The sequence below is a fragment of the Teredinibacter franksiae genome (genome assembly GCF_014218805.1).
Taxonomy (GTDB): Bacteria; Pseudomonadota; Gammaproteobacteria; order Pseudomonadales; family Cellvibrionaceae; genus Teredinibacter; species Teredinibacter franksiae.
Map to the genome: position 1 here is coordinate 1,437,004 of NZ_JACJUV010000001.1, position 20,283 is coordinate 1,457,286.

The window sequence follows — 20,283 nt, forward strand, 5'->3', positions numbered from 1 at the left end:
GCACAACCTAAGTTAGGTAGTTACGCTGATAGCGGGCGCCCAGCGAAGTAAGTATTTCGTAACTAGATGTTCCCGCCCAAGTAGCGACCTCATCCAACAAAATATGCCCGCCAATGACCTCTAGGCGTGCACCCACCTGCACAACACCTTCGGGCACAAAGGTAACATCCACAACAAATGAATCCATCGATATTCGACCAACAACCGGCACCCGCCAACCATCGCCTGGAGACACCGGAGAGGGCACCCAACACTCACCTCGCCCCGAAAGTGAGCGCATAAGCCCATCGGCGTAACCACCCGCGATAACAGCTACCCTCGCAGGCGAGTCGAATTGATAGCTTGCACCATAACCAACGAAAGCCCCAGACGGTAGATTCTTCAGTTGAAGAATCGGCAGGTGCAGATTAACGACTTGGAGGACCTGATTATCAAAAGCTGGCTGCGGATTTCCTCCGTATAAAGCTATACCTGGACGCACCGCATCAAAGTGGTAATCTTCACCCAAAAAAATTCCTGCTGAATTGGCAAGGCTGGCCCGCACGGATGGCAGTATTTCCCTGAAGCGTCGTAACGCCTCCTTAAATTCCCGCAGCTGCGAGTGGTTATGCCTATGCTCTGGCTCATCGGCACAGGCAAGATGACTCATAATCATAAGCACTCCCGACTGCTCTAACGCCAAAGGCTGCGCCAGCACTGCCTCAAGCTCTACCGACTCAAGACCAAGCCGCCCCATACCCGTATCAAGCTTCATTACCGAGGGCACAGACCCAGGGCGCATACCCGCCTTCTTAAGCGCCTCACTCCAACGGCTAATCATTTCGGCGCTAATCAATACAGGTATCAGGCGATGTCTAATAAAATCCATCTCATCCCCTGGCGCACAACCTGCCAAGGCGTATATGCGACTCTCCGAAACCCTAACCCCTAGGGTATCTTCCAGCCCAACTAAAACAGACCGAACGGCTAAAGCTTCAGATAGCCTCGACACATAAAAGCTGCGGCACCCAGCTTTCAACAACGCCCCAACAACCGGCTCCATACCCACGCCGTAGGCATCAGCCTTAACAACCGCACCGCAGTCAACACCGCTAGACAACTTGGCTTTTAGCAACAACCAATTGTGGGCGATGGATTTTAAATTAATAGTCAGGTCTGCAGAAAGCGTCATTGGAGATAGCAGGAAGCCGTTAAATTAGTATTTTCCCAACATTACAATTGTGCCGCGATGTTAAGAGGGTTTGCACTAACAGTCTGCATGAAATTGCACGCATAGAGCAATAGCGGGAAGCACAAGAAAGAAGATGAAAGAACGTCAGCAGCAGATACTGCCGACCGCAACGCAGAATAATTTCACTTAAAACGTTTAGGAGAAAGGTTTATTCACCAAAAAAATGATCCGGGATATCGGCATTGGTATACACACTCTGAACATCATCCAAATCTTCAAGCATATCAACCAGCGCCATAGCCTTGTCGGCATCCTCTTGGGTTTCAATGGGAACCATTGTAGAAGCAACCATGGCCACCTCGGCATTCTCCGGCTCCAACCCTGCCGCCGCCATAGCATCTTTAACGGTAAGGTATTCTTCAAAAGCTGTGCTCACGTCGATGGAGCCATCACCATTAACTTCAACATCTTCTGCGCTAGCCTCAAGCGCAACCTCCATAACCAGATCCTCGTCCGTACCAGGGGCAAAATTCATTTGCCCTTGGCGCGTAAAAAGGTAGGCAACGGAACCATCTGTACCCAAATTACCGCCGCGCTTAACAAAGGCATGGCGAACTTCGGATACAGTACGGTTGCGGTTGTCCGTTAAGCACTCAACCAAAACGGCTATACCTCCAACACCATAACCTTCGTAGGTAATCTCGTCGTAATTCGCACCATCACCACCACCGGCGCCACGGGCTATGGCTTTTTCGATGGTATCGCGCTTCATATTTGCACCCAATGCTTTATCTATGGACGCACGCAATTTTGGATTATCCTCGGGGTTGCCTCCGGCTTTTGCCGCAACCGTTAGCTCCCGAATAATCTTGGTGAAAACCTTTGCACGCTTAGCGTCTTGAGCCGCTTTACGATGCTTTGTATTCGCCCACTTACTGTGACCCGCCATTTAAGCTTACTCTTTGCTGTCAGCCGCTTCCGCAGAAGGCTGTGGTTTTGCACGCAGACGAATATGCAAGTCTTTCAACTGATCGGCATTTACGGCGCCTGGCGCATCGGTCATTACGCAAGCTGCGCTTTGCGTTTTAGGGAAGGCAATAACATCGCGAATAGAATCCGAACCTGTCATTAGCATAATCAATCGGTCAAGACCAAAGGCAAGGCCACCGTGGGGGGGAGCACCATATTTTAGCGCGTCCAACAAGAAACCAAATTTCTCACGCTGCTCCTCTTCCTCAATACCCAGTATTTGGAATACCACCTGCTGCATTTGCTGGTCATGAATACGAATGGAACCGCCACCCAATTCACAACCATTTAAAACCATATCGTAGGCCCGCGATAATGCGCTCGCAGGGTCTTCAGACAATGCCTCAGGCGCACATGAAGGAGCCGTAAACGGATGATGGAGCGCCGTCAAACCACCGCCATCGAGTTGCTCGAACATGGGGAAGTCAACCACCCAGAGCGGAGCCCAATCACAGGTGTATAAATTTAGATCTTCACCCAACTTACAACGTAAAGCACCCAGCGCTTCAGAGACCACTTTGTAAGAGTCTGCACCAAAGAAAATCAGGTCGCCATTTTCGGCCCCTAGGCGATCGAGAATAGCCCGGCATACTTCCGCGGGTAAAAATTTAACGATGGGTGACTGCAGACCATTCTCAAGATCATCTTTATCGTTAACCTTGATGTACGCTAGGCCCTTTGCACCGTAAATAGACACAAATTTTGTATAGGCGTCAATTTTCTTACGCGCAATCTCGCCACCTTTGGGCACCAACATAGCGGTAACACGACCCTTTGGATCATTAGCCGGGCCAGAGAAAACTTTAAACTCAACATCCTTCATTAAGTCTTTAATTTCGACCATTTCTAATGGAATACGCAGGTCGGGCTTATCGGAACCGTACCTTTCCATGGCCTCGTAATAAGGCATGGTCGGAAAATCACCTAGGTCGACACCCATTAAATCGCTGAATAGCTTCCGAATCATGCCCTCGGTAATGGACATAATACCCTCTTCATCCATAAAGGATGCCTCGATATCGATCTGCGTAAATTCTGGCTGACGGTCTGCGCGCAAATCTTCATCACGGAAACATTTTGCAATTTGATAGTAGCGATCAAAACCCGACACCATCAACAGCTGCTTAAACAGCTGTGGCGATTGCGGAAGAGCAAAAAACTTTCCGTCGTGGGTGCGCGATGGCACCAAGTAATCACGAGCACCTTCCGGTGTTGCACGCGTAAGAATAGGGGTTTCGATATCCAAAAACGCGTTTTCATCCATATAGTTTCGGATGGCAGTTGTCACTTTCGAGCGAAAATACAGGTTTTTCTGCATATCTTTACGGCGAAGATCCAAATAACGGTATTTCAATCGAACGTCTTCACCAACAGTAATGTGGGAGTCCAGCTGGAAGGGCGGCGTATCGGCGGAATTTAAAATTTCCAGCGCGGTACCATAAACCTCAACCTCACCGGTCGCCATATTGGCGTTAACCGTTGACTCGGTACGCGCACGCACCTTACCGGTTACCTGTAAAACGTACTCAGGGCGCACCTTATCTGCCAGAGCGAAATTTTCCTTGCCGTCCGGGTCAAAGACCACCTGAACAATGCCCTCACGGTCGCGAAGATCTATAAAAATCACCCCGCCGTGATCGCGGCGGCGATCTACCCAACCACATAAAGTTACTTCTTCATCGATATTTGAAGCGTTTAATACACCACAGTACACGCTGCGCATGATTGTCTATCCCGTAAGTGAAATTTGTTGTCTATCAGCCGGTTTTTTTTGTGGCTGAATCTGCCGTGGTGCTATTGGAACCACCGCTTTTAGGTGCTTCTTTGCCATCACTTCCAGCAAGGTTCTTTTTTTTGCCGGACTTAAAATCTGTTTCATACCAGCCACTGCCCTTCAAGCGGAACCCGGCAGCGGATACCTTTTTGTTCAACGACGCTGAATCGCACTCCGGGCAGTCCCGTAGCGGGGCGTCACTCAACTTCTGTAATTCTTCCAACTCGTGGCCGCAGTTCTCGCAGCGGTACTCGTAAAATGGCATAAACGTAACCTCAAACCTAAATAAACAACCGAGAAACAGGCTTAAAGCCACCACCCTCGAAAAAAGCGGGGCATTATACCCCAGCCCCTGCGATTGATGAAGGCGTGATCAACAGTCGCAACATACGCGAGTCTACGGAGAAATACTCGCATCAAAACACCTTTGGGGACATGCAACCGCCTCGAACTACCATTTTGCTCCCCTATCGAGCCCACGCTAGAGGGTTTTTACAAGCAAATCTTGTTAGCAGAAGAGCAACGCCACCCTAGAATGATCGCAAAACTCAAAATCACCAAAAGTATGAATTTGATTCTCTTACGGAATGCTCACCACGCCATTCACCACAAGTCTGACTTAAAATCGAACAAATAAGCAAAAAAGTGCTTATATATAGTATTTTTTTGTTGCTGCAAAGGTTCGAATAAACTATATATAAGCCCAAGCACAGCACCTGCAAAGAGAAGATAATCCGCATTAGTGGGAAGGTGCTAGAGTAAATACCGATAAGCATTCATCCAAAAGCAAAATAACACCTGAGGTCTAAATATGGCAGCACGTAAAGCAACCGCAAAAAAAGCACCCGCAAAAAAAGCAGCAGCTAAAAAAGCACCTGCTAAAAAGGCCGCACCTAAAGCCGCTCCAGCAAAAAAAATCACTGCTGTTAAAGAGCGTTACTCTAAGTCTCAGATCCTGAACGAGATTGTCGAAAGCACCGAGCTATCCAGAAAGGATGTAAGCTCCGTACTCGACGAGCTGACCGACATCATCGAAGGCCACATCAAAAAACGTGCTTGCGGAGAATTCGTAATGCCAGGCCTGTTCAAAATCGTAACGGTGAAGAAGCCCGCCCGTAAGGCCCGTAAAGGCATCAACCCATTCACCGGCGAAGAAACCACATTTGCGGCCAAACCAGCCAGCATTCAGGTTAAATTGCGACCATTGAAGAAACTTAAGGAAATGGCCGAGTAAACTCTCGTACCGCCAGCCCCCAAAAAAGCCCGCAAATGCGGGCTTTTTTATGGTTATCAATGAACTGAAACGCCAACGTGGAACACCTCCTCTCTCTGAAAGCACCCCCACAGCGAACCTAGAATTCTCTTTAAGGTGTAAACCCCTGACTACTGCCGCTGTCATCAACAGTAATCTGCGCTTCAAACCCCTCCCCTACAAGCGAAGCTCTCAAGCGCTCCACTCGACGGGTCAGCGCCTCGGGTTCGTATTCAATTGGAGGCTTTACCCCCCAGATAGACGCCGGCCAAGCCGCATCACCCTCAAAACGAGCAACATGATGTACATGCAACTGCGGGACAATATTGCCCAAAGCGGCAATATTCATGGTGATCGGCGCAAACATAGAGGTCATAACCTCAGAAAGATGGCTTGATTCACGAATCAACTGCTGCTGATCGCTTTCCCCCAAGTGGTGAATTTCACGAATACCAGAACGCTTCGGAACCAATACACACCAAGGATAGTTGGCATCTTTATGCAGCATCACCAGCGATAACTTAAACTGGCCCAGCAATACGGTGTTTTCGGCTAGCTGTGGATGAAGTTCAAACATAACGACTCCTTTTGTTTGATGACTTGTTCATGGTCTCCCCAGCACCTTAAAATACCCCCCTCTCTAAGCTTGGGCAAAATCTGCTCCATTGGGCAAAGGCTTGGGTAGAGACTCAACATGTACTAAGTATAACCCTATCCACACTCAAAGGATTCACATGCGCGCCAGCCAGTACCTGATTGCTACACAAAAAGAAATTCCCGCTGATGCGGAAGTTATCAGCCATAAATTGATGCTACGCGCGGGCATGATCCGCAAAATGGCATCGGGCCTATATAGCTGGCTGCCTACGGGCTTGCGCGTTCTGCGAAAAGTCGAATCCATTGTACGCGATGAGATGGACAAGTCCGGCGCACAGGAAGTACTTATGCCGGTCGTTCAACCCTCCGAGCTGTGGGAAGAATCCGGGCGCTGGCAACAGTATGGGCCAGAGCTGCTGCGCATACAGGACCGACATAACCGATCCTTTTGCCTAGGGCCGACTCACGAAGAGGTGATAACGGACCTCATTCGCAACGAGCTTAGAAGCTACAAACAACTCCCCGCAAACTTCTACCAGATTCAAACCAAATTTCGCGACGAGGTTCGCCCTCGCTTTGGCGTTATGCGCGCCCGCGAATTTTTAATGAAAGACGCATACTCATTCCATACATCCCAGGAAAGCCTGCAGCAAACCTACGATCAAATGCATCAAACCTACTGTAATATTTTTGACCGCATAGGGCTCGAATACCGCCCTGTATTGGCAGACACAGGCTCAATTGGAGGATCAGCATCCCATGAGTTTCACGTACTCGCCGATAGCGGTGAAGATGACATAGCCTTCAGCACCGAAAGCCACTATGCAGCTAACGTCGAACTAGCCGAGGCTGTAGCACCAGCTACGACAAAAGCAACCGACGCACAAATGCAGGAAGTCGCCACCCCCAACCAGAAATCAATCGAAGACGTATCGGTATTTCTCAAGGTAGCGCCAGAAAACACCGTAAAAACCTTAATCGTATTGGGTAACGCAGAGGAAGGGGACAAACAACCGTTAGTGGCACTAGTACTGCGAGGCGACCACACCCTAAACGAGATTAAAGCCTGTAAGTTACCCGAAGTAGCCGAACCACTCACTTTCGCACCGGAAGAACGCATACAACAAGAGCTGGGTGCAGAAGCTGGCTCCCTTGGCCCCGTAGGCCTCAATATTTGCGTCGTCGCCGACCGCAGCGCAGCGGCAACCGCTAACTTCGTGTGCGGAGCGAATAAAACCGATTACCACTTTACCGACGTTAATTGGAAGGAAGGCCAAGCACAATTTGCCCGCACCGCCGATTTACGCAACGTTGTTGTAGGCGACCCCAGCCCAGACGGCAAAGGCACTTTAGAAATTAAACGCGGGATTGAGGTTGGCCATATTTTCCAACTTGGAACCAAATATTCTGAGGCAATGAAAGCCAGCGTGCTTAACGAAAATGGCAAAGATGTTGCCATGATCATGGGCTGCTATGGCATTGGCGTTTCGCGTATTGTTGCGGCGGCCATTGAACAGAATTACGACGAAAACGGTATCATTTGGCCGGCGAGCATAGCGCCATTTCAAATCGCCATCGTGCCTATCAATATACACAAATCGGAAACGGTTGCTCAAAAATGCGAACAGCTTTACAGCGAACTCACCGCGGCTGGCTACGATGTTTTATTAATGGATGAGCCCAAAGCTCGCCTTGGCGGTATGCTCGCGGACATTGAACTGGTCGGTATTCCACACCGTATCGTAATCGGTGATAGAGGCCTAGGTGAAGGCAATATTGAATACAAAGGCCGACGCGACGCAGACAACCAGCAAGTTGCCAGCGACAATATTATCTCGTTTCTACAACGTAAATTGGCCCAGCAATAACATGGCCACAGCCCCAGACAAAATCAGCACCCAAGCCATACTTTTATCCGTGCTATTTTGTGCTGGGCTGCTTTCATGTAGCCCAAGCTACAGTAACGTTGCGCAAAAAGCCGATGACGAACTCCGACAAAAACTTGTACAGACAATTTCCGAAGCCGACAGCTTTGTCGATCGTTTTGACGCGGAAGTATGGCTTGTGCAGAAGTCAGCCGTATTGGCCAAATACGTTAAAGACCCTGAATACCGCCTAAATATCCTCAAGGAAGTTCACCGCGCAGCCAAAAGGGCCGAGCTACCACCAGAGTTCGTACTGGCCGTCATTCAAATCGAAAGCCACTTCAACCGCTATGCCGTCTCTCGTGTGGGCGCCCAAGGTATCATGCAGGTTATGCCGTTTTGGAAGCACGAAATAGGCAGGGATGAGGACAATCTAATCGACCTTCAAACCAACCTCAAATATGGCTGTACCATTCTCAAACATTACCTTGATAAAGAAGAGGGTCACTGGGCAGACGCGCTTGCGCGCTATAACGGCAGCTATGGTCGCTACACCTATTCTCGAAAAGTGATACATGCTTGGTCGAAGAATTGGCGCTGAGGGCGCCGGCGGAAACCGGAACAAACCTAAATATTGGCGTGCGCGGGGAACTGCTCACACTGGAAAGCGCTTCACTTACCAGGCCTATTTACTCGGGCGTTCTTAATTCCCCCTGCTTACGACCGCCATAACCCAAAAACACTCACTGCGTTCGCAGGGCGAACACACAGCGGAAGTAACAAAATACATCGCTACAGGGATGCAGCAAATTAGAGCAATGCAGGACGCAATTGCCGAGCAGCAATTTTCTGTCCGCACATCCTGTGCATCTCCGCTCTCGGCCATCCTTGGCCTTCGCGGTATACCGCACATCCTGTGCATCTCCGCTCTCGGCCATCCTTGGCCTTCGCGGTATACCGCACATCCTGTGCATCTCCGCTCTCGGCCATCCTTGGCCTTCGCGGTATACCGCACATCCTGTGCATAAAAAAAGCCAGCGCTGGGCTGGCTTTTACTTCCTGTGAGCAAATGACCTTAAAGGTGCAATTACAGGCTTTCGGCGTTTTCCGTCAGGTACTTAGCAACACCCTCTGGAGATGCGTCCATGCCTTTGTCGCCGTCTTGCCAGCCAGCAGGACATACTTCACCGTGCTCCTGATGGAACGCAAGAGCGTCAACCATGCGCAGCATTTCGTCAACGTTACGGCCCAAAGGCAGATCGTTAACAACTTGGTGACGAACAAGGCCATCTTCGTCAATCAGGAAAGAGCCGCGAAACGCAACGCCGCCTTCAGATTCTACGTCGTACGCCTGACAGATTGCATGAGTAATATCAGCAACCAGCGTGTATTTAACCGGGCCAATACCGCCATCGTTAATAGGGGTATTGCGCCATGCGTTGTGTGAAAAGTGAGAATCGATAGAAACACCAATCACTTCAACGCCACGCTTTTGAAACTCAGCCATACGGTGATCGAAAGCAAGCAACTCGGACGGACAAACAAAAGTGAAGTCGAGCGGGTAAAAGAATACAACCGCCTTCTTACCTTTGGTTGCTTCTGCAAAGCTGAAACTGTCGACAATTTCTCCGCTGCCCAATACCGCTGGTGCAGTGAAGTCTGGAGCAGATTTACCTACTAGTACGCCCATGATTTTCTCCCTGGAAAATAAAAAATGTTGTAAACGGGTTATGTATAACTGTCTCTGAACAGGACAGCAGAACTTTCAATTAAAAAACTAATTGAAAAGCGCAATTGAAAACGACTCAATCAGCAAGGCTAAGCCAATAGCGATGGGTGATGATACACGTAGACAGGCCTGTTATTGATAAAATTTATATATCGGTATTAGCTGAAAATACCTATGGTAATTCAAAAACGAAGTATCCATGATCAGCTTGAGCAAAAATCCATCACCCTCGCCCTATCACCGAGCTTGATCCACAGCAAGCAATCCACAAAAAGATAATTGACAATCATTCTTATTCACATTAACCTTAAGTTTGTTTACTTACCGACCAACCAGAGAGCACGCTGCATACCGAAATAGGGTTAATTGCAATGTACGTTTGTTTTTGTAAAAGTATCAAAGATTCTGAAATTCGCGAGGCCGTCGATAACGGCGCCGAAAGCCTGCGTGCAATACAAGACGAACTGGGTGTTGCCACTCAGTGTGGCAAATGTGCCTGCCTGGCTCGGGAAATCATTTCAGACACACTGTCTGCGGGGAAAGCCAGCGGTAGTGATGGCCTGTTTTATAATGTGGCCTGAGCACGTAATCTATTCCGCCTCAATAAACCACCCCTCAACCATTAGAGTAACCCACTAGCCCCCACTAATTTTTTCTGCCACAACCTCTTCCACCGCCGCCGACAGCGACTGTAGCCTCTGATTTCGGGGCAATAAGCGTAACGCTGCCGCTAGCTCTGCTCTCGCCTCGGTAAACTCTTCATTACCGACAAGGCTCCATATATTGCGAGCAAAACCGTCTACCACCTGCTTCTGTCCAGTTATCGCCCGCGAATTGTTCGGCTCGCGCTCAAGAATTTTTTGATAATAATAAAAAGCATTATCATTATTGGGGACAAAGTAGCGACGACCACTCATGCGCTGCTCGGCAAGCTTCATCCACTTGTCTAGGCTCTCTCTGTGCTGAATAACGCCTGAAATTTTTGTCCGCAGTGCTTTGCTGACTCAGATCGGCTATCTATTGCCAAAGCCCGATCAATATCGAACTTCGCCATCGACAGGCTACCCGCCTCCAGCTCTCGGCTGGCTTTTTGAGCATGTAACCCAGCCAGCTCCCGCTTGCCTTTCAATGCCCGAGTATTGTCTGCATCGAGCTTTAATACCTGCTCATATCGATCCAATGCACTGCGGCCACGCGGCTCGCTCCACTTATTTTTCTTGCGTAACTGCTTGGCCTCGGCCAATAGCCTTTCAATTTTCTCCAATGTCTCAACCTGATCCCTCAGGTCAGCGATTGTTGGCACATCTATTTCGGGGAAGAGTGCGTTCAACTGCTCCACTTTTTTTCGTCCCGCGGTGGCTTTATCTCGGGCCAACAGTGCTTCCGCCTCCATCAGTTCCGAAGCGCGTAAGGCATCTAAAGCGTCGGCACTTTCGATATCTCTGGGGTAATCTGAGAGCGTAGCGCGATAAAGAGCCACCAATTCAGAAAGATAGGTTGAGTCGTCTTGATACAGGGATTCGAGCGCGCGTAATCGTTCGTGATACTCCTCTATGACCGCAGAGGGCACTGGGGTATTATTTTTAGCTTCAGCCTGCCTCAACACATCTACAGGAATGGCTTCGTCAGCCACAACAGGCTTTAACAATAGCTCTGGTTCAACACTTTTTTTTTGCGGCAGAATTTCAGCGGTGGGTTGCGGCTTAGCTGGTTTTACACGTTTTTCGTTAATAACCACCCGCTTATCTACCGCTCGCGGAACATTGCTATCGCTTTGCGTCTGCCCCGCCTTTGGCTCCACCCATTTTTTGGTGTCGTCATATTTATCTTCGACAAACTGCTTACCTTGCTCGAACAGAGGTGCAATCAGGTCCGGGCGCTGATAATACAATACCCAAGTAACCAAGCTGCTCACAATTAAAAAAGCGACCAACCACTGTCCAATACCGCTGCCCTGATTTATCAATGTTTCCTTTTGATCGTATACCAGAGGCACTTCCCCTGTTACTGCGCCCAAACCTGGCTGAGTCGGGCTCTCACTATCCAAATAGTTATCGACCGGCTGCATTTCACGGTCGTACACAATCGACTGCTCCAGTAACCGGATATCAATTCGATTTAAATCTTCTAAAAGCTCTCCCCCGCGCTGATAGCGATCTTCCGGTTTTTTCGCCAGCAGATCATCAATCATAGGTTGTAGCGACGCCAAGGCATCCGGCAGCAAAGGCACCGGTTCAGTAATATGTTTAATGCCAATGGCCACGGCAGATTCAGCATCGTAGGGAACTCGCCCCGTCAGCAGCAAAAAAAACACGACACCCAAACCGTATATGTCCGAGCGGGCATCTACGGTTTTACCTTTAGCTTGCTCCGGGCTCATGTAATGAGGCGTACCAATGGCAATGCCGGTCTGCGTCATAGCTGTGTCAGTTTCCGCCGCCCGCGCAATACCAAAATCCGTTAACACGGCGCGACCGTCGGCGCTATTAAGCAAAATATTTTCCGGCTTAATATCCCGATGCACGTAGCCCTTGATACCGGCATAATCCAACGCTTTGGCGATATCCTTAACAGCTTCTATTTTTTGCTTGAGACTGAGGGTTTGTCGAACGGCTTTTAGATCTTTGCCGTCGATATACTCCATGGAAAGGTAATAGTTACCATCCTCAAGACCAACATCGTAGACAGTTACAATGTTGGGATGCACCAATTGACTAACAATTTTAGCTTCACGGAAGAAACGCTTGCCAAAGGATTCGTTTTCGGCCAGAGCTTTTGACATTACTTTTAGGGCTACTTCGCGCTCAAAAATATCCTGTTGCGCAAGGTAGACGGTTGCCATCCCCCCCCGTCCCAGAGTGCGAAGTATTTTATACCCCGGTATTTCCAAGCCCATTTAATTCTTCCGGTTTTGTTATTGTCTGCTGCGGAACAAACCGCATAGTGGTAATGATAATAATCTTAGCCTGCCTCAAATGACAGTGTTTAATCATCCCCCGGCGTCTGCGAATACGTCTCATTTAACATGGCACCCACTGTTTTATAGAAAGCAGACTACAGCGCATGCATAAGCGCCAATTTAGTCTAATTATGATCTCTTCTATTCTTAAGGGCACCGCTATTAATTGATTTTAGCCTATGCAAGGCCTGGCAAGGCGGGCTTCGCTGCGGAAGCTTGGCTGCCTTCCCAACTAGACCAGCGACGCCATAAGGTTTGCTACGCCACCAGCATGCCTGTAAATGTTGCCTTACGCACGAACCGAACACAAAGCCAAAGGCAATTAATAGAAGTGCCATTAATACCAAAACTATTTAATGGCGAATACTATTTCACTATTAACGTGAATAAAGACGGAGTGAATTGCGCTTGTACAAGCTGGCGTTATTATTAGTGACATACTGGCTTGGTTCTTTGGCGCAGTATGCAGCAAGAGACTGAAGGACGTAGAGGGCACCTCTATTAAGAACGCCTCAACTCATTGGCTGTAATCTCTGCGCACCTTTCTTGCCTTTGCGTGCAATTCAAAGAGGTGCACTAAACCGTGAAATTATAAAAAGGAAGCCTGTTTTTATCTCGTAGAATGCAAAAAGTCAGCATGATTGAGAAAAGTATTTATTTTTCTGCCGCCTCGCTAGAGGTAACAAATGGTACTGCCTTCGTCGGTAACCATAATTTACCTACGAAGGGTGAAGTCATCGCTCTCACCATCGCGCTGTAATTAAGCTGGAAGCGCATTTCGGAGCCAACGGGCTGATAGCATTGGCCGGAGTTGACGATCAAGTGATCGCTGCTGGCCCCCAAAACCTGAATTCCAGTGGGTGGTTGCAGTCCTCCGGGGTCGGTATCTTGTTCGCCTATGGCGAGAATCGCTTGCGTAATGGGGCCGTTATCGATAGCCGATGAAGGCCTCTGTCCGAACGCAGTTTGCCCTAGCTCCCCCCATGGTTGCGTTGGCTTAGCCTTCGATTCAATCACCTCGGCAACGAGGGTTATGGCGTCGGTATGCAAACCCTCTATTGCTTGACGCTGCAAGGGCTCGCACCCAAGTAGAATCGATTCACCTAGACGCAGATTGTTAATCCGCCCGGTATCGTGATTGCCCAGCGCCCAGTTAAGATTGGCAGAGTTTCCACCGGAGATAATATCGAGGGTCAGATTGAATTTCGATTCGATAGCGTCAGCCAGCGCAGAGAGTTCAGCCATGTTGCGATTGTCGGGCGTAACACCGCTGCGACAAGCGAGGTTGGTACCAATGCCCTTGAGTACAAGGTTAGGCAAGCGCAGCAGTTCTCGCACCACCTGCTGCAGATCGCCAGGCATAATCCCTTCACGCAGGTCGCCAAGCTCAACCATCAGAATAACACCGTGTTTTCTTTTCAGCCTCTGCGCGGCGGCCGAAAGTGCGCGAATGACTTCAAGTTCGGAGTTAAAACTGATGTCGACGTGGGCGGCTATACGCTCCACTTGGCTAATCATCGGTGAGCGAATGAGGTTCATCATCGACGCCACGCCAGCACGACGCATCGCCTCAATGTTCTCGATACGCGAATCACCGATCATACTTACACCCGCACTAAGCAGGGTGCACGCGACCTCAGGGGAACCCATTGCCGCCTTAGTAACTCCGGTGACAGAGATGCCTCGGGCAGCCAGCCGTTCGACTAAAGCGCGGGTATTGTGGTAAATTTTGTCGCGGTCGATCTCCAATCGCGGTGCGCTCATTGTTCGCGCGCGTTCAGCTTCTCCTTAATTTCCGGGAATGCCGTACAGACCATTTCTACTAGATGATCATCTGGGCGGGTCAACGCATCCGTGGCAGGGATACCCAATTCGTCTTCATAAAACGTGATCGCCTCGCTAACGTCATTGTCGCTCATGTTCTCGTGATTGATGGTGAGACCGATCACCTTAGTGTCCGCAAAGGTTTGCAGCAGATGGATTTCGGAAGCAGGTGTTGGCATCGGCATCTTATCGAAGTCACAGCGGTGGATTCGGCCCGGTGCATGCTGCAACACAATGGCATCGGGGCGACTACCGCGCAAAATAAAAGTGGAACTTAAGTAGGCGGGGTGACTGAGTGCGCCCTGGCCTTCGATAATGATCACGTCTGGGTTTTCGCCTTCGAATGCCTCGACGATGGTGGCCTCCATTTCACCCGAGCAAAACTGCGAGGGAATGGCATCAAGTGCGATGCCATACTTGGCGCCTTGAATGAGACCTGTTTGACCAGTGCCGACCATAACAGCTTTGATACCTCGATCATTAAGCGCACGGGCAAGGACGGTGGCAGTAGTGCGTTTGCCTATGGCCCCATCGGTGCCGAGTACCGCGATACGAGGGCAACTAACCTCTTCGATTTGACCACTAAACAGGCGCAGGTCTTTTTTCGCTCGAGGCCTGCGAACGTCAAGGATCGTCACATTGTTTGCGACGCTTGCGGCTGCAAACACCGGGTCATCATTAAGGAACTCATGCAGACCGTTTACTACGCTCATACCAAGAGACATGGCCTCAAGTACCACGCCGCGCTCATGTGGCGATAACATGCCACTCGAAGGCGCCATACCAAAGATAAAGTAGTCCGGCATTGTGTCAGCCTGCGCCAGTGAATCGGCCAGGTCGCAGCAGACGGGGATAGCGTTGGCCACACCGTCGAGTACCACGCCGGCATCAAGCCCTGCTTTCTTACTATCGATCACCGAAAGGATCTTGTATTTTTCCGAGAAACGCACGAGTCCGTTGGCGGTTTTACCGTCGAGGCTACCGAAGTTTGCCTCGCAATAGACTACAGCGGTAGGGGCAAGTTTTTGTTCAAAAGGTGTATCGATGAGCGGTGCTGAAGCAGGCAGAGGGGCGGCGGGGAGTATGACTGGAGTAGCTTTTATGGCTGATGATATTGGCGGCGCCTGTTGTGCATAAGGACGAGCCATGGGGGAAATGGGTTTACGTTTGGACATTATGGAACCTCGGGTCGGGCTCAGAAGGGGCAACGGAAGCGTGCCAGCCTTGCTAAGACGGAGGTTTACGAGGTATCCCCACTAAGAAATAGTGTTAGATGAAATTCATCCTAACACAGTTCGAGTTTCACCATTGGTGTAATTATAAATTACCCGTAACACTGGCGCCGAAAGAGGTTACAAATTTTTTTGTGGCTACAGGTGCTCGCTTATACGTTAGTGTTGCTGGTTTTTAATAACCAATTTACGAAACAACCAATAATTCGTTTATAGCTGGATTATTCGTTTTAACACTGACATTACGCAATGTTTTCACCTTACGCCAAGAATAACCTACCAACATAAAATACATTCATTAAAGTCGTAGCAAAGGGAAAAAGAGTTTTTTTACAACAACGCAGGGACTAATGCACGCTTCGAAAGCTTCCATAAAGCCATGTGATTAAGCAATGCTCTAACAGCACAGCTTTTAGGACAGCGCTATTAATTGCTTTTATGATAAGCCAACAAGCCGATGCCTAGTATGCCGAAAAAACTTAAACACACCCGCACAAAATAAAGGTGTCATTAAATATCCACCAAAAAACTGCTGCAAAGTTTATAGCAACATAAGACCAAATATACTCCACTGTAAATAGTCGGTAAGCTCATGGCTGGCGTAGTAAGACTAACCAATAAAGCTGGCTGACAATACGAGCGGTGAGAATGTTTACGTAACATCCCCACAAATCATAAGGTGGGCAATGCTCACGGTATAAGCTTCTATGAATAAAAAGTAACGTTTATTGTTACTGCGTTTTTTTTAACGAAAGCTACTATTAGCTTTTACACCAAAGGCATAAAGCCCGCTTTTACTCACAACCATAATCAATCTAACATCTACACGGCCATTAATTAATTCAATCAATCAATCAACTCCCCCCCTGGTCCAAAAATTGACTAAACTCGAAGAAAGGAGCGTCCAATCGACACTCAGAAATAGAAACGTGGTACACCATGAAGCAAACAGAACAAACCCTGCTTGAGCAAATGCGCATTAGTGAGTTTGAGGTCGAGCAGCGGCAAAAACTATTTTCCCTCAGCAATGATGATATAGACGCTCTTCAGTCCGCACAGGCTATTATTGACGCCAACATTGACACTTTGGTGTCGGATTTCTACTCGTTGCAAACCAGCATTCCCGAAATATCGCTTTTAATTGGCGACTCCGACACGCTCACCCGACTGTCCCGTGCGCAACGACGATATGTGATCGATCTGTTCAGCGGCATCTACGACCTAGAATATGTCAATAATCGACTACGCATTGGCATGGTTCATAAACGTATTGGTGTAGAACCAAAGCTGTATTTATCGGCGATTTATACCTTAAAAAATCTACTGATCAAACTACTAAAAAAAGAAATTTCAGACGACACTGAATGCCAGAAAACACTGACTGCTCTGGAAAAAATTCTGCTCTTCGACGTAACACTGGTATTCGATACCTATATCCGCAGCTTGGTCACCGAACTGGAAATATCGAAAGCCAAGTCCGAACAGTATGCGAGAGATATGGAAGAAAAAGTACGTGAAAGAACCTTGCAGCTAGAACACCTTTCAAGAACCGACCCTCTTACCGGGCTGCTGAATGTTCGTCATTTACGATCGGCTCTCACATCCACATTAAGGGCTGCGCAAAGACGCTCTGAAGCTGTTGCCTTTGTCTATCTGGACATCAATGATTTTAAAGAGATCAACGATCAACACGGCCATCAGAAAGGTGATGAAACCCTGCGCTCACTCAGCAATACCATAAAAACTGTTTCGCGCGAAGAAGACAGCTGTTTTCGTTACGGAGGCGATGAATTTTGTATTATTCTACCCAACTGCACCAAAAAGGCGGCCGAAAAGATATATTCAATTCGCTTACACGAAGAATTGGCGCAGCGCGGTAATACTGTCACACTCAGCATAGGTGTTGTTGAAACGGGCCCAATTGAGTTTATGCAACCTGACACACTCATCGACCTCGCCGATAAAAAAATGTACGAGCTGAAACAAAAAGCCAAACTCAAGGTTGCGGGTTAACCCCCCCACCCTTGAGTTCTTATCAACGCAACATTAAAACAAATATACCGCACCGGCATCCTGGGCCAAGTTATTGGCCTGATTCGAAGCAACACCCATTGCGGAACTATCTTCCCCCGGCGCGCCTATCGCTAGACTATTGCCAGACGCATCAAGCGATAGGCTTGTCGAAAACCCATCCCCTGCCTCACTGTTCGGTGCTTTAACATAGCTAATTTGATTCCACTCCATGTCAGTCACCCTAAATACATAGGCTGCTCCGGCGTCTGCGGCAGAGTCATCGGCGTCATTACTGTTAACGGCATCATTTGCACTGGCTTCACCCGGGGCACCCACCACCAGCAAGTGTCCACTGGCATTAAGTGCGACAGCCGATCCAAAACAATCTCCGGCATCACCATCGGACGCTTTTACGTAGGCCCGAGACATCCAATTATTTGAATCCATTCGATCAAATAAGTATACCGCTCCCGCCGAGGGGTAGGACGTATCACTCTGGTCACCGCCTACACCATAAGCACTACTGGCTTCACCCGGTGCACCAAGTGCAATAGAACTACCGTCAGCACTGACACTTAGCGCGGTTCCCAGTAATTGGTTTTCTGCGGTATTCGACGCCTTAAAATAATGGTCGAACTGCCAGACACCATCACTACGTGCAAACAAGTAGGCCGCACCCGCGTAAGGGCTGTTATTGTCACTCATAACCCCGTCCATTCCGACACTATTTGAGGCTTCGCGCGGCGCCCCCACCAATAACTGATTTCCATCTGCGGTGATCGACACCGCAGCACCAAAATAATCACCAGCCTCAGTATTGGGCGTTACTATTTTGGCTTGCTGCTCCCAGCTTTCGGCGACTTCATTAAAAAGGTATACCGCACCGGCTTCACCAGCAGTACCCGGCGCCCCCACAGCGAGCGTGCCGCCAAAGCTGCTTAACGCTAACGCAGCACCAAACGCATCTCCTACCGCCACCTCACTCGCCTTAAGGTAACTTTGTTGCAACCAGATATCACCAATACGTTGGAATATGTACACTGCGCCCGCACCCGCTGCGCTATTGTCGGTTCCTGCTGAATTAACACCTGTTGCGCCGCTGGCCTCGCCGACAGCGGAAACCGCCAAGGTATTACCATCACCACTGAGAGCCAAGGAAGAACCAAATTCATCGCCAGCATCCACATTGGCCGCTTTTAAATAAGCTTGAAAAGTCCAATCTTTATCATCTTTGGTATAAATATAAACGGCACCTGCCGCAGACGCCTCGTTGTTACCTCGGTCGCCCTCAATACCGGAATTACCGTCCTCTGCCTTTGCCGCAATGGCCAGGGTATTACCATCACCACTAAGGGCCACAACACTAAAACCATCAAAGGCTTCCGTATTTTCCGACTTGAAATAGCCCACCGCATTACTGCGTTCAGTTACCACACCTACACTTTGCGTTGTAAAACACTCAGTATCTAAACACGCTTCAATTTTAAATTGCGCATCGAACCAATTAAAAGTATGAATGGGTAACTCTACCCGAGTACCCGTTGTATTCGAATCGAAGTCACGACCAAACTGTGCAAAACCTGCATCTTCAGTTGCTTGATGCCACAAGCGATAATGACTGGCACCATTTACTTTTTGCCAGGAAAAGCTCAAGCCTTTAAAGTTATATCGCGCCGTTAGTGACAACGAAGAGGTACGCACATAAAAAGTATCCTCCACACCGCCAACGTAAAGAATAGCCGACGTGGAAGTATAAAGATCATCTGAAGATAGTACACGTACGGTAACATTCTGGCCCGCTGAAATGACCCCACTATTATTCGTCCATGCGCCACCATTTATTGAATACTCCCCATTCTCAATGCTTATCTCGGCGTCAGCATCAATACCACTAATTTTCAAAGTATTGGATTCCACCCATATACCCAAGCCTAGGCCATACGCATCGGTGAAATAAAACGCTGTGGGTGTTGTGTCGTCCGCATCGTCAGCATTGGAGTCGCCCCCACTACAGGCTTGAAGCATCACAAAAATAAGAATGGAAAAGCCGAACAGAGTTTTTTTCATAGAGTTATCCTTTAACGCCAGTGTGTCGATTCCCACAAACCAAAATGAGAAAGTGTGAAAGAATGGACAGATAATTTGGGCAAAGGCTTCGTAAAGTTTTGTAAAGCTCTGCAACGGGAGAAAAGACACCGCTATATATTCGCCTCACCACCGCACCTGTATGAATATTGATCAAGGTCAAATAGCCTATAAACTCAACGCCATACCTTCACGATTGGAACTCGATAGCGGTTAGTATTGTCACAACTGCGTTTTTTGCAGCGCAGACATCGGTAAGACAAGAGAAATAGTAACTTTACGAATGGAATTGAGCCGTATCCAAAAAATTGGGATGATAATGTTCAAAATCGGAAAACACGTAAAATACATGCCCCCCTATAAGGACATGCATGACCTAGCGGCCTGCGCAGAAGAGTCTGGGTTGGCTCCTCGAAAAATTTACGAAATTGCCAGCATGACGGACGAGGGGCTTGTAAATGTAGTGGGCGGGGGCAGCGCCCCTATTTCGCACTTTGTTGCGGGAGAATTGGCCTATAAGTTAGGAAAGCAAGACAACTCGTGGAACGAAAATGGGCGTAAATCCACACCCGAATCTTCACCACTGGAATTTAGCCTGTAATTTCAATAGACCTAGCTTAATTCCATCGTTGTGCGCAGCTCGATAAACCCTACTAGCGTCCTGATCTAATTTCGCCTTCGCGCTTAACAGTACGATTAAAACCCCAAAATGAGATAAGCCTAACCTTTCGCATACCTCGGCATTAAAGGCCG

The 20,283-nt window shown here is 48.7% G+C and carries 17 protein-coding genes; 6 read left to right on the top strand and 11 right to left on the bottom strand.

Annotated elements, in window-relative coordinates:
* Positions 1-7: 7 nt before the first annotated feature.
* The 4 genes from alr to H5336_RS05795 all read right to left on the bottom strand — a co-directional run bounded on the left by alr (position 8) and on the right by H5336_RS05795 (position 4,239).
* Positions 8-1,171 (bottom strand): alanine racemase, encoded by a 1,164-nt coding sequence (alr, locus tag H5336_RS05780; protein WP_185232269.1) that lies wholly within the window; start codon positions 1,169-1,171, stop codon positions 8-10.
* A 208-nt stretch (positions 1,172-1,379) separates the two neighbouring features.
* Complete coding sequence (locus tag H5336_RS05785; RefSeq protein WP_185232271.1) at positions 1,380-2,120, bottom strand: YebC/PmpR family DNA-binding transcriptional regulator; 741 nt, start codon at positions 2,118-2,120, stop codon at positions 1,380-1,382.
* A gap of 6 nt (positions 2,121-2,126) precedes the next feature.
* Positions 2,127-3,923, bottom strand: coding sequence for an aspartate--tRNA ligase (aspS, locus tag H5336_RS05790; RefSeq protein WP_185232273.1), 1,797 nt, complete (start codon positions 3,921-3,923; stop codon positions 2,127-2,129).
* A gap of 34 nt (positions 3,924-3,957) precedes the next feature.
* The gene (locus H5336_RS05795; RefSeq protein ID WP_185232275.1) at positions 3,958-4,239 is read right to left on the bottom strand and encodes an FmdB family zinc ribbon protein; all 282 of its coding nucleotides are present in this window, start codon (positions 4,237-4,239) and stop codon (positions 3,958-3,960) included.
* A gap of 546 nt (positions 4,240-4,785) precedes the next feature.
* Between H5336_RS05795 and H5336_RS05800 the strand changes: the two genes are divergently transcribed.
* Positions 4,786-5,208: an HU family DNA-binding protein gene (locus H5336_RS05800; RefSeq protein ID WP_185232277.1), complete on the top strand. Its 423-nt coding sequence runs from the start codon at positions 4,786-4,788 to the stop codon at positions 5,206-5,208.
* Between the two features lie 130 nt (positions 5,209-5,338).
* On the opposite strand, the gene H5336_RS05805 is transcribed toward H5336_RS05800, so the two are convergent.
* The gene (locus tag H5336_RS05805) at positions 5,339-5,803 is read right to left on the bottom strand and encodes an HIT domain-containing protein (RefSeq protein ID WP_185232279.1); all 465 of its coding nucleotides are present in this window, start codon (positions 5,801-5,803) and stop codon (positions 5,339-5,341) included.
* 157 nt (positions 5,804-5,960) lie between these two features.
* Here H5336_RS05805 and H5336_RS05810 point away from each other — a divergent pair, with 157 nt between their 5' ends.
* Together H5336_RS05810 and H5336_RS05815 are read left to right on the top strand one after the other, a co-directional pair.
* Positions 5,961-7,691, top strand: a complete 1,731-nt coding sequence (locus H5336_RS05810; RefSeq protein WP_185232281.1) for a proline--tRNA ligase — start codon at positions 5,961-5,963, stop codon at positions 7,689-7,691.
* A 1-nt stretch (position 7,692) separates the two neighbouring features.
* Complete coding sequence (locus H5336_RS05815; protein ID WP_185232283.1) at positions 7,693-8,289, top strand: lytic transglycosylase domain-containing protein; 597 nt, start codon at positions 7,693-7,695, stop codon at positions 8,287-8,289.
* Positions 8,290-8,775: 486 nt separating this feature from the next.
* Here the strand turns inward: H5336_RS05815 and H5336_RS05820 are convergent, their stop codons facing one another.
* Positions 8,776-9,378: a peroxiredoxin gene (locus H5336_RS05820; RefSeq protein ID WP_185232285.1), complete on the bottom strand. Its 603-nt coding sequence runs from the start codon at positions 9,376-9,378 to the stop codon at positions 8,776-8,778.
* A 410-nt stretch (positions 9,379-9,788) separates the two neighbouring features.
* On the opposite strand from H5336_RS05820, the gene H5336_RS05825 reads away from it, so the two are divergent.
* Positions 9,789-9,998, top strand: coding sequence for a bacterioferritin-associated ferredoxin (locus H5336_RS05825; RefSeq protein WP_185232288.1), 210 nt, complete (start codon positions 9,789-9,791; stop codon positions 9,996-9,998).
* A gap of 54 nt (positions 9,999-10,052) precedes the next feature.
* On the opposite strand, the gene H5336_RS05830 is transcribed toward H5336_RS05825, so the two are convergent.
* From H5336_RS05830 to H5336_RS05845, 4 genes are all read right to left on the bottom strand, one after another.
* Positions 10,053-10,355: a hypothetical protein gene (locus tag H5336_RS05830; protein WP_185232290.1), complete on the bottom strand. Its 303-nt coding sequence runs from the start codon at positions 10,353-10,355 to the stop codon at positions 10,053-10,055.
* Between the two features lie 8 nt (positions 10,356-10,363).
* Positions 10,364-12,313: a protein kinase domain-containing protein gene (locus H5336_RS05835; protein ID WP_281385365.1), complete on the bottom strand. Its 1,950-nt coding sequence runs from the start codon at positions 12,311-12,313 to the stop codon at positions 10,364-10,366.
* Between the two features lie 717 nt (positions 12,314-13,030).
* Complete coding sequence (locus tag H5336_RS05840; RefSeq protein ID WP_185232294.1) at positions 13,031-14,140, bottom strand: alanine/ornithine racemase family PLP-dependent enzyme; 1,110 nt, start codon at positions 14,138-14,140, stop codon at positions 13,031-13,033.
* Positions 14,137-15,375 carry an N-acetyltransferase DgcN family protein gene (locus H5336_RS05845; protein ID WP_185232296.1) on the bottom strand — a complete coding sequence of 413 codons (1,239 nt, stop codon included), beginning with the start codon at positions 15,373-15,375 and terminating at the stop codon, positions 14,137-14,139. Before H5336_RS05845 ends, H5336_RS05840 begins: the two co-directional genes overlap by 4 nt.
* 996 nt (positions 15,376-16,371) lie before the next feature.
* Between H5336_RS05845 and H5336_RS05850 the strand changes: the two genes are divergently transcribed.
* The gene (locus tag H5336_RS05850) at positions 16,372-17,445 is read left to right on the top strand and encodes a GGDEF domain-containing protein (protein ID WP_185232298.1); all 1,074 of its coding nucleotides are present in this window, start codon (positions 16,372-16,374) and stop codon (positions 17,443-17,445) included.
* Positions 17,446-17,478: 33 nt separating this feature from the next.
* On the opposite strand, the gene H5336_RS05855 is transcribed toward H5336_RS05850, so the two are convergent.
* Positions 17,479-19,512 (bottom strand): FG-GAP repeat protein, encoded by a 2,034-nt coding sequence (locus H5336_RS05855; protein ID WP_185232300.1) that lies wholly within the window; start codon positions 19,510-19,512, stop codon positions 17,479-17,481.
* 337 nt (positions 19,513-19,849) lie between these two features.
* On the opposite strand from H5336_RS05855, the gene H5336_RS05860 reads away from it, so the two are divergent.
* Positions 19,850-20,131 (top strand): hypothetical protein, encoded by a 282-nt coding sequence (locus H5336_RS05860; protein ID WP_185232302.1) that lies wholly within the window; start codon positions 19,850-19,852, stop codon positions 20,129-20,131.
* Positions 20,132-20,283: the final 152 nt, after the last annotated feature.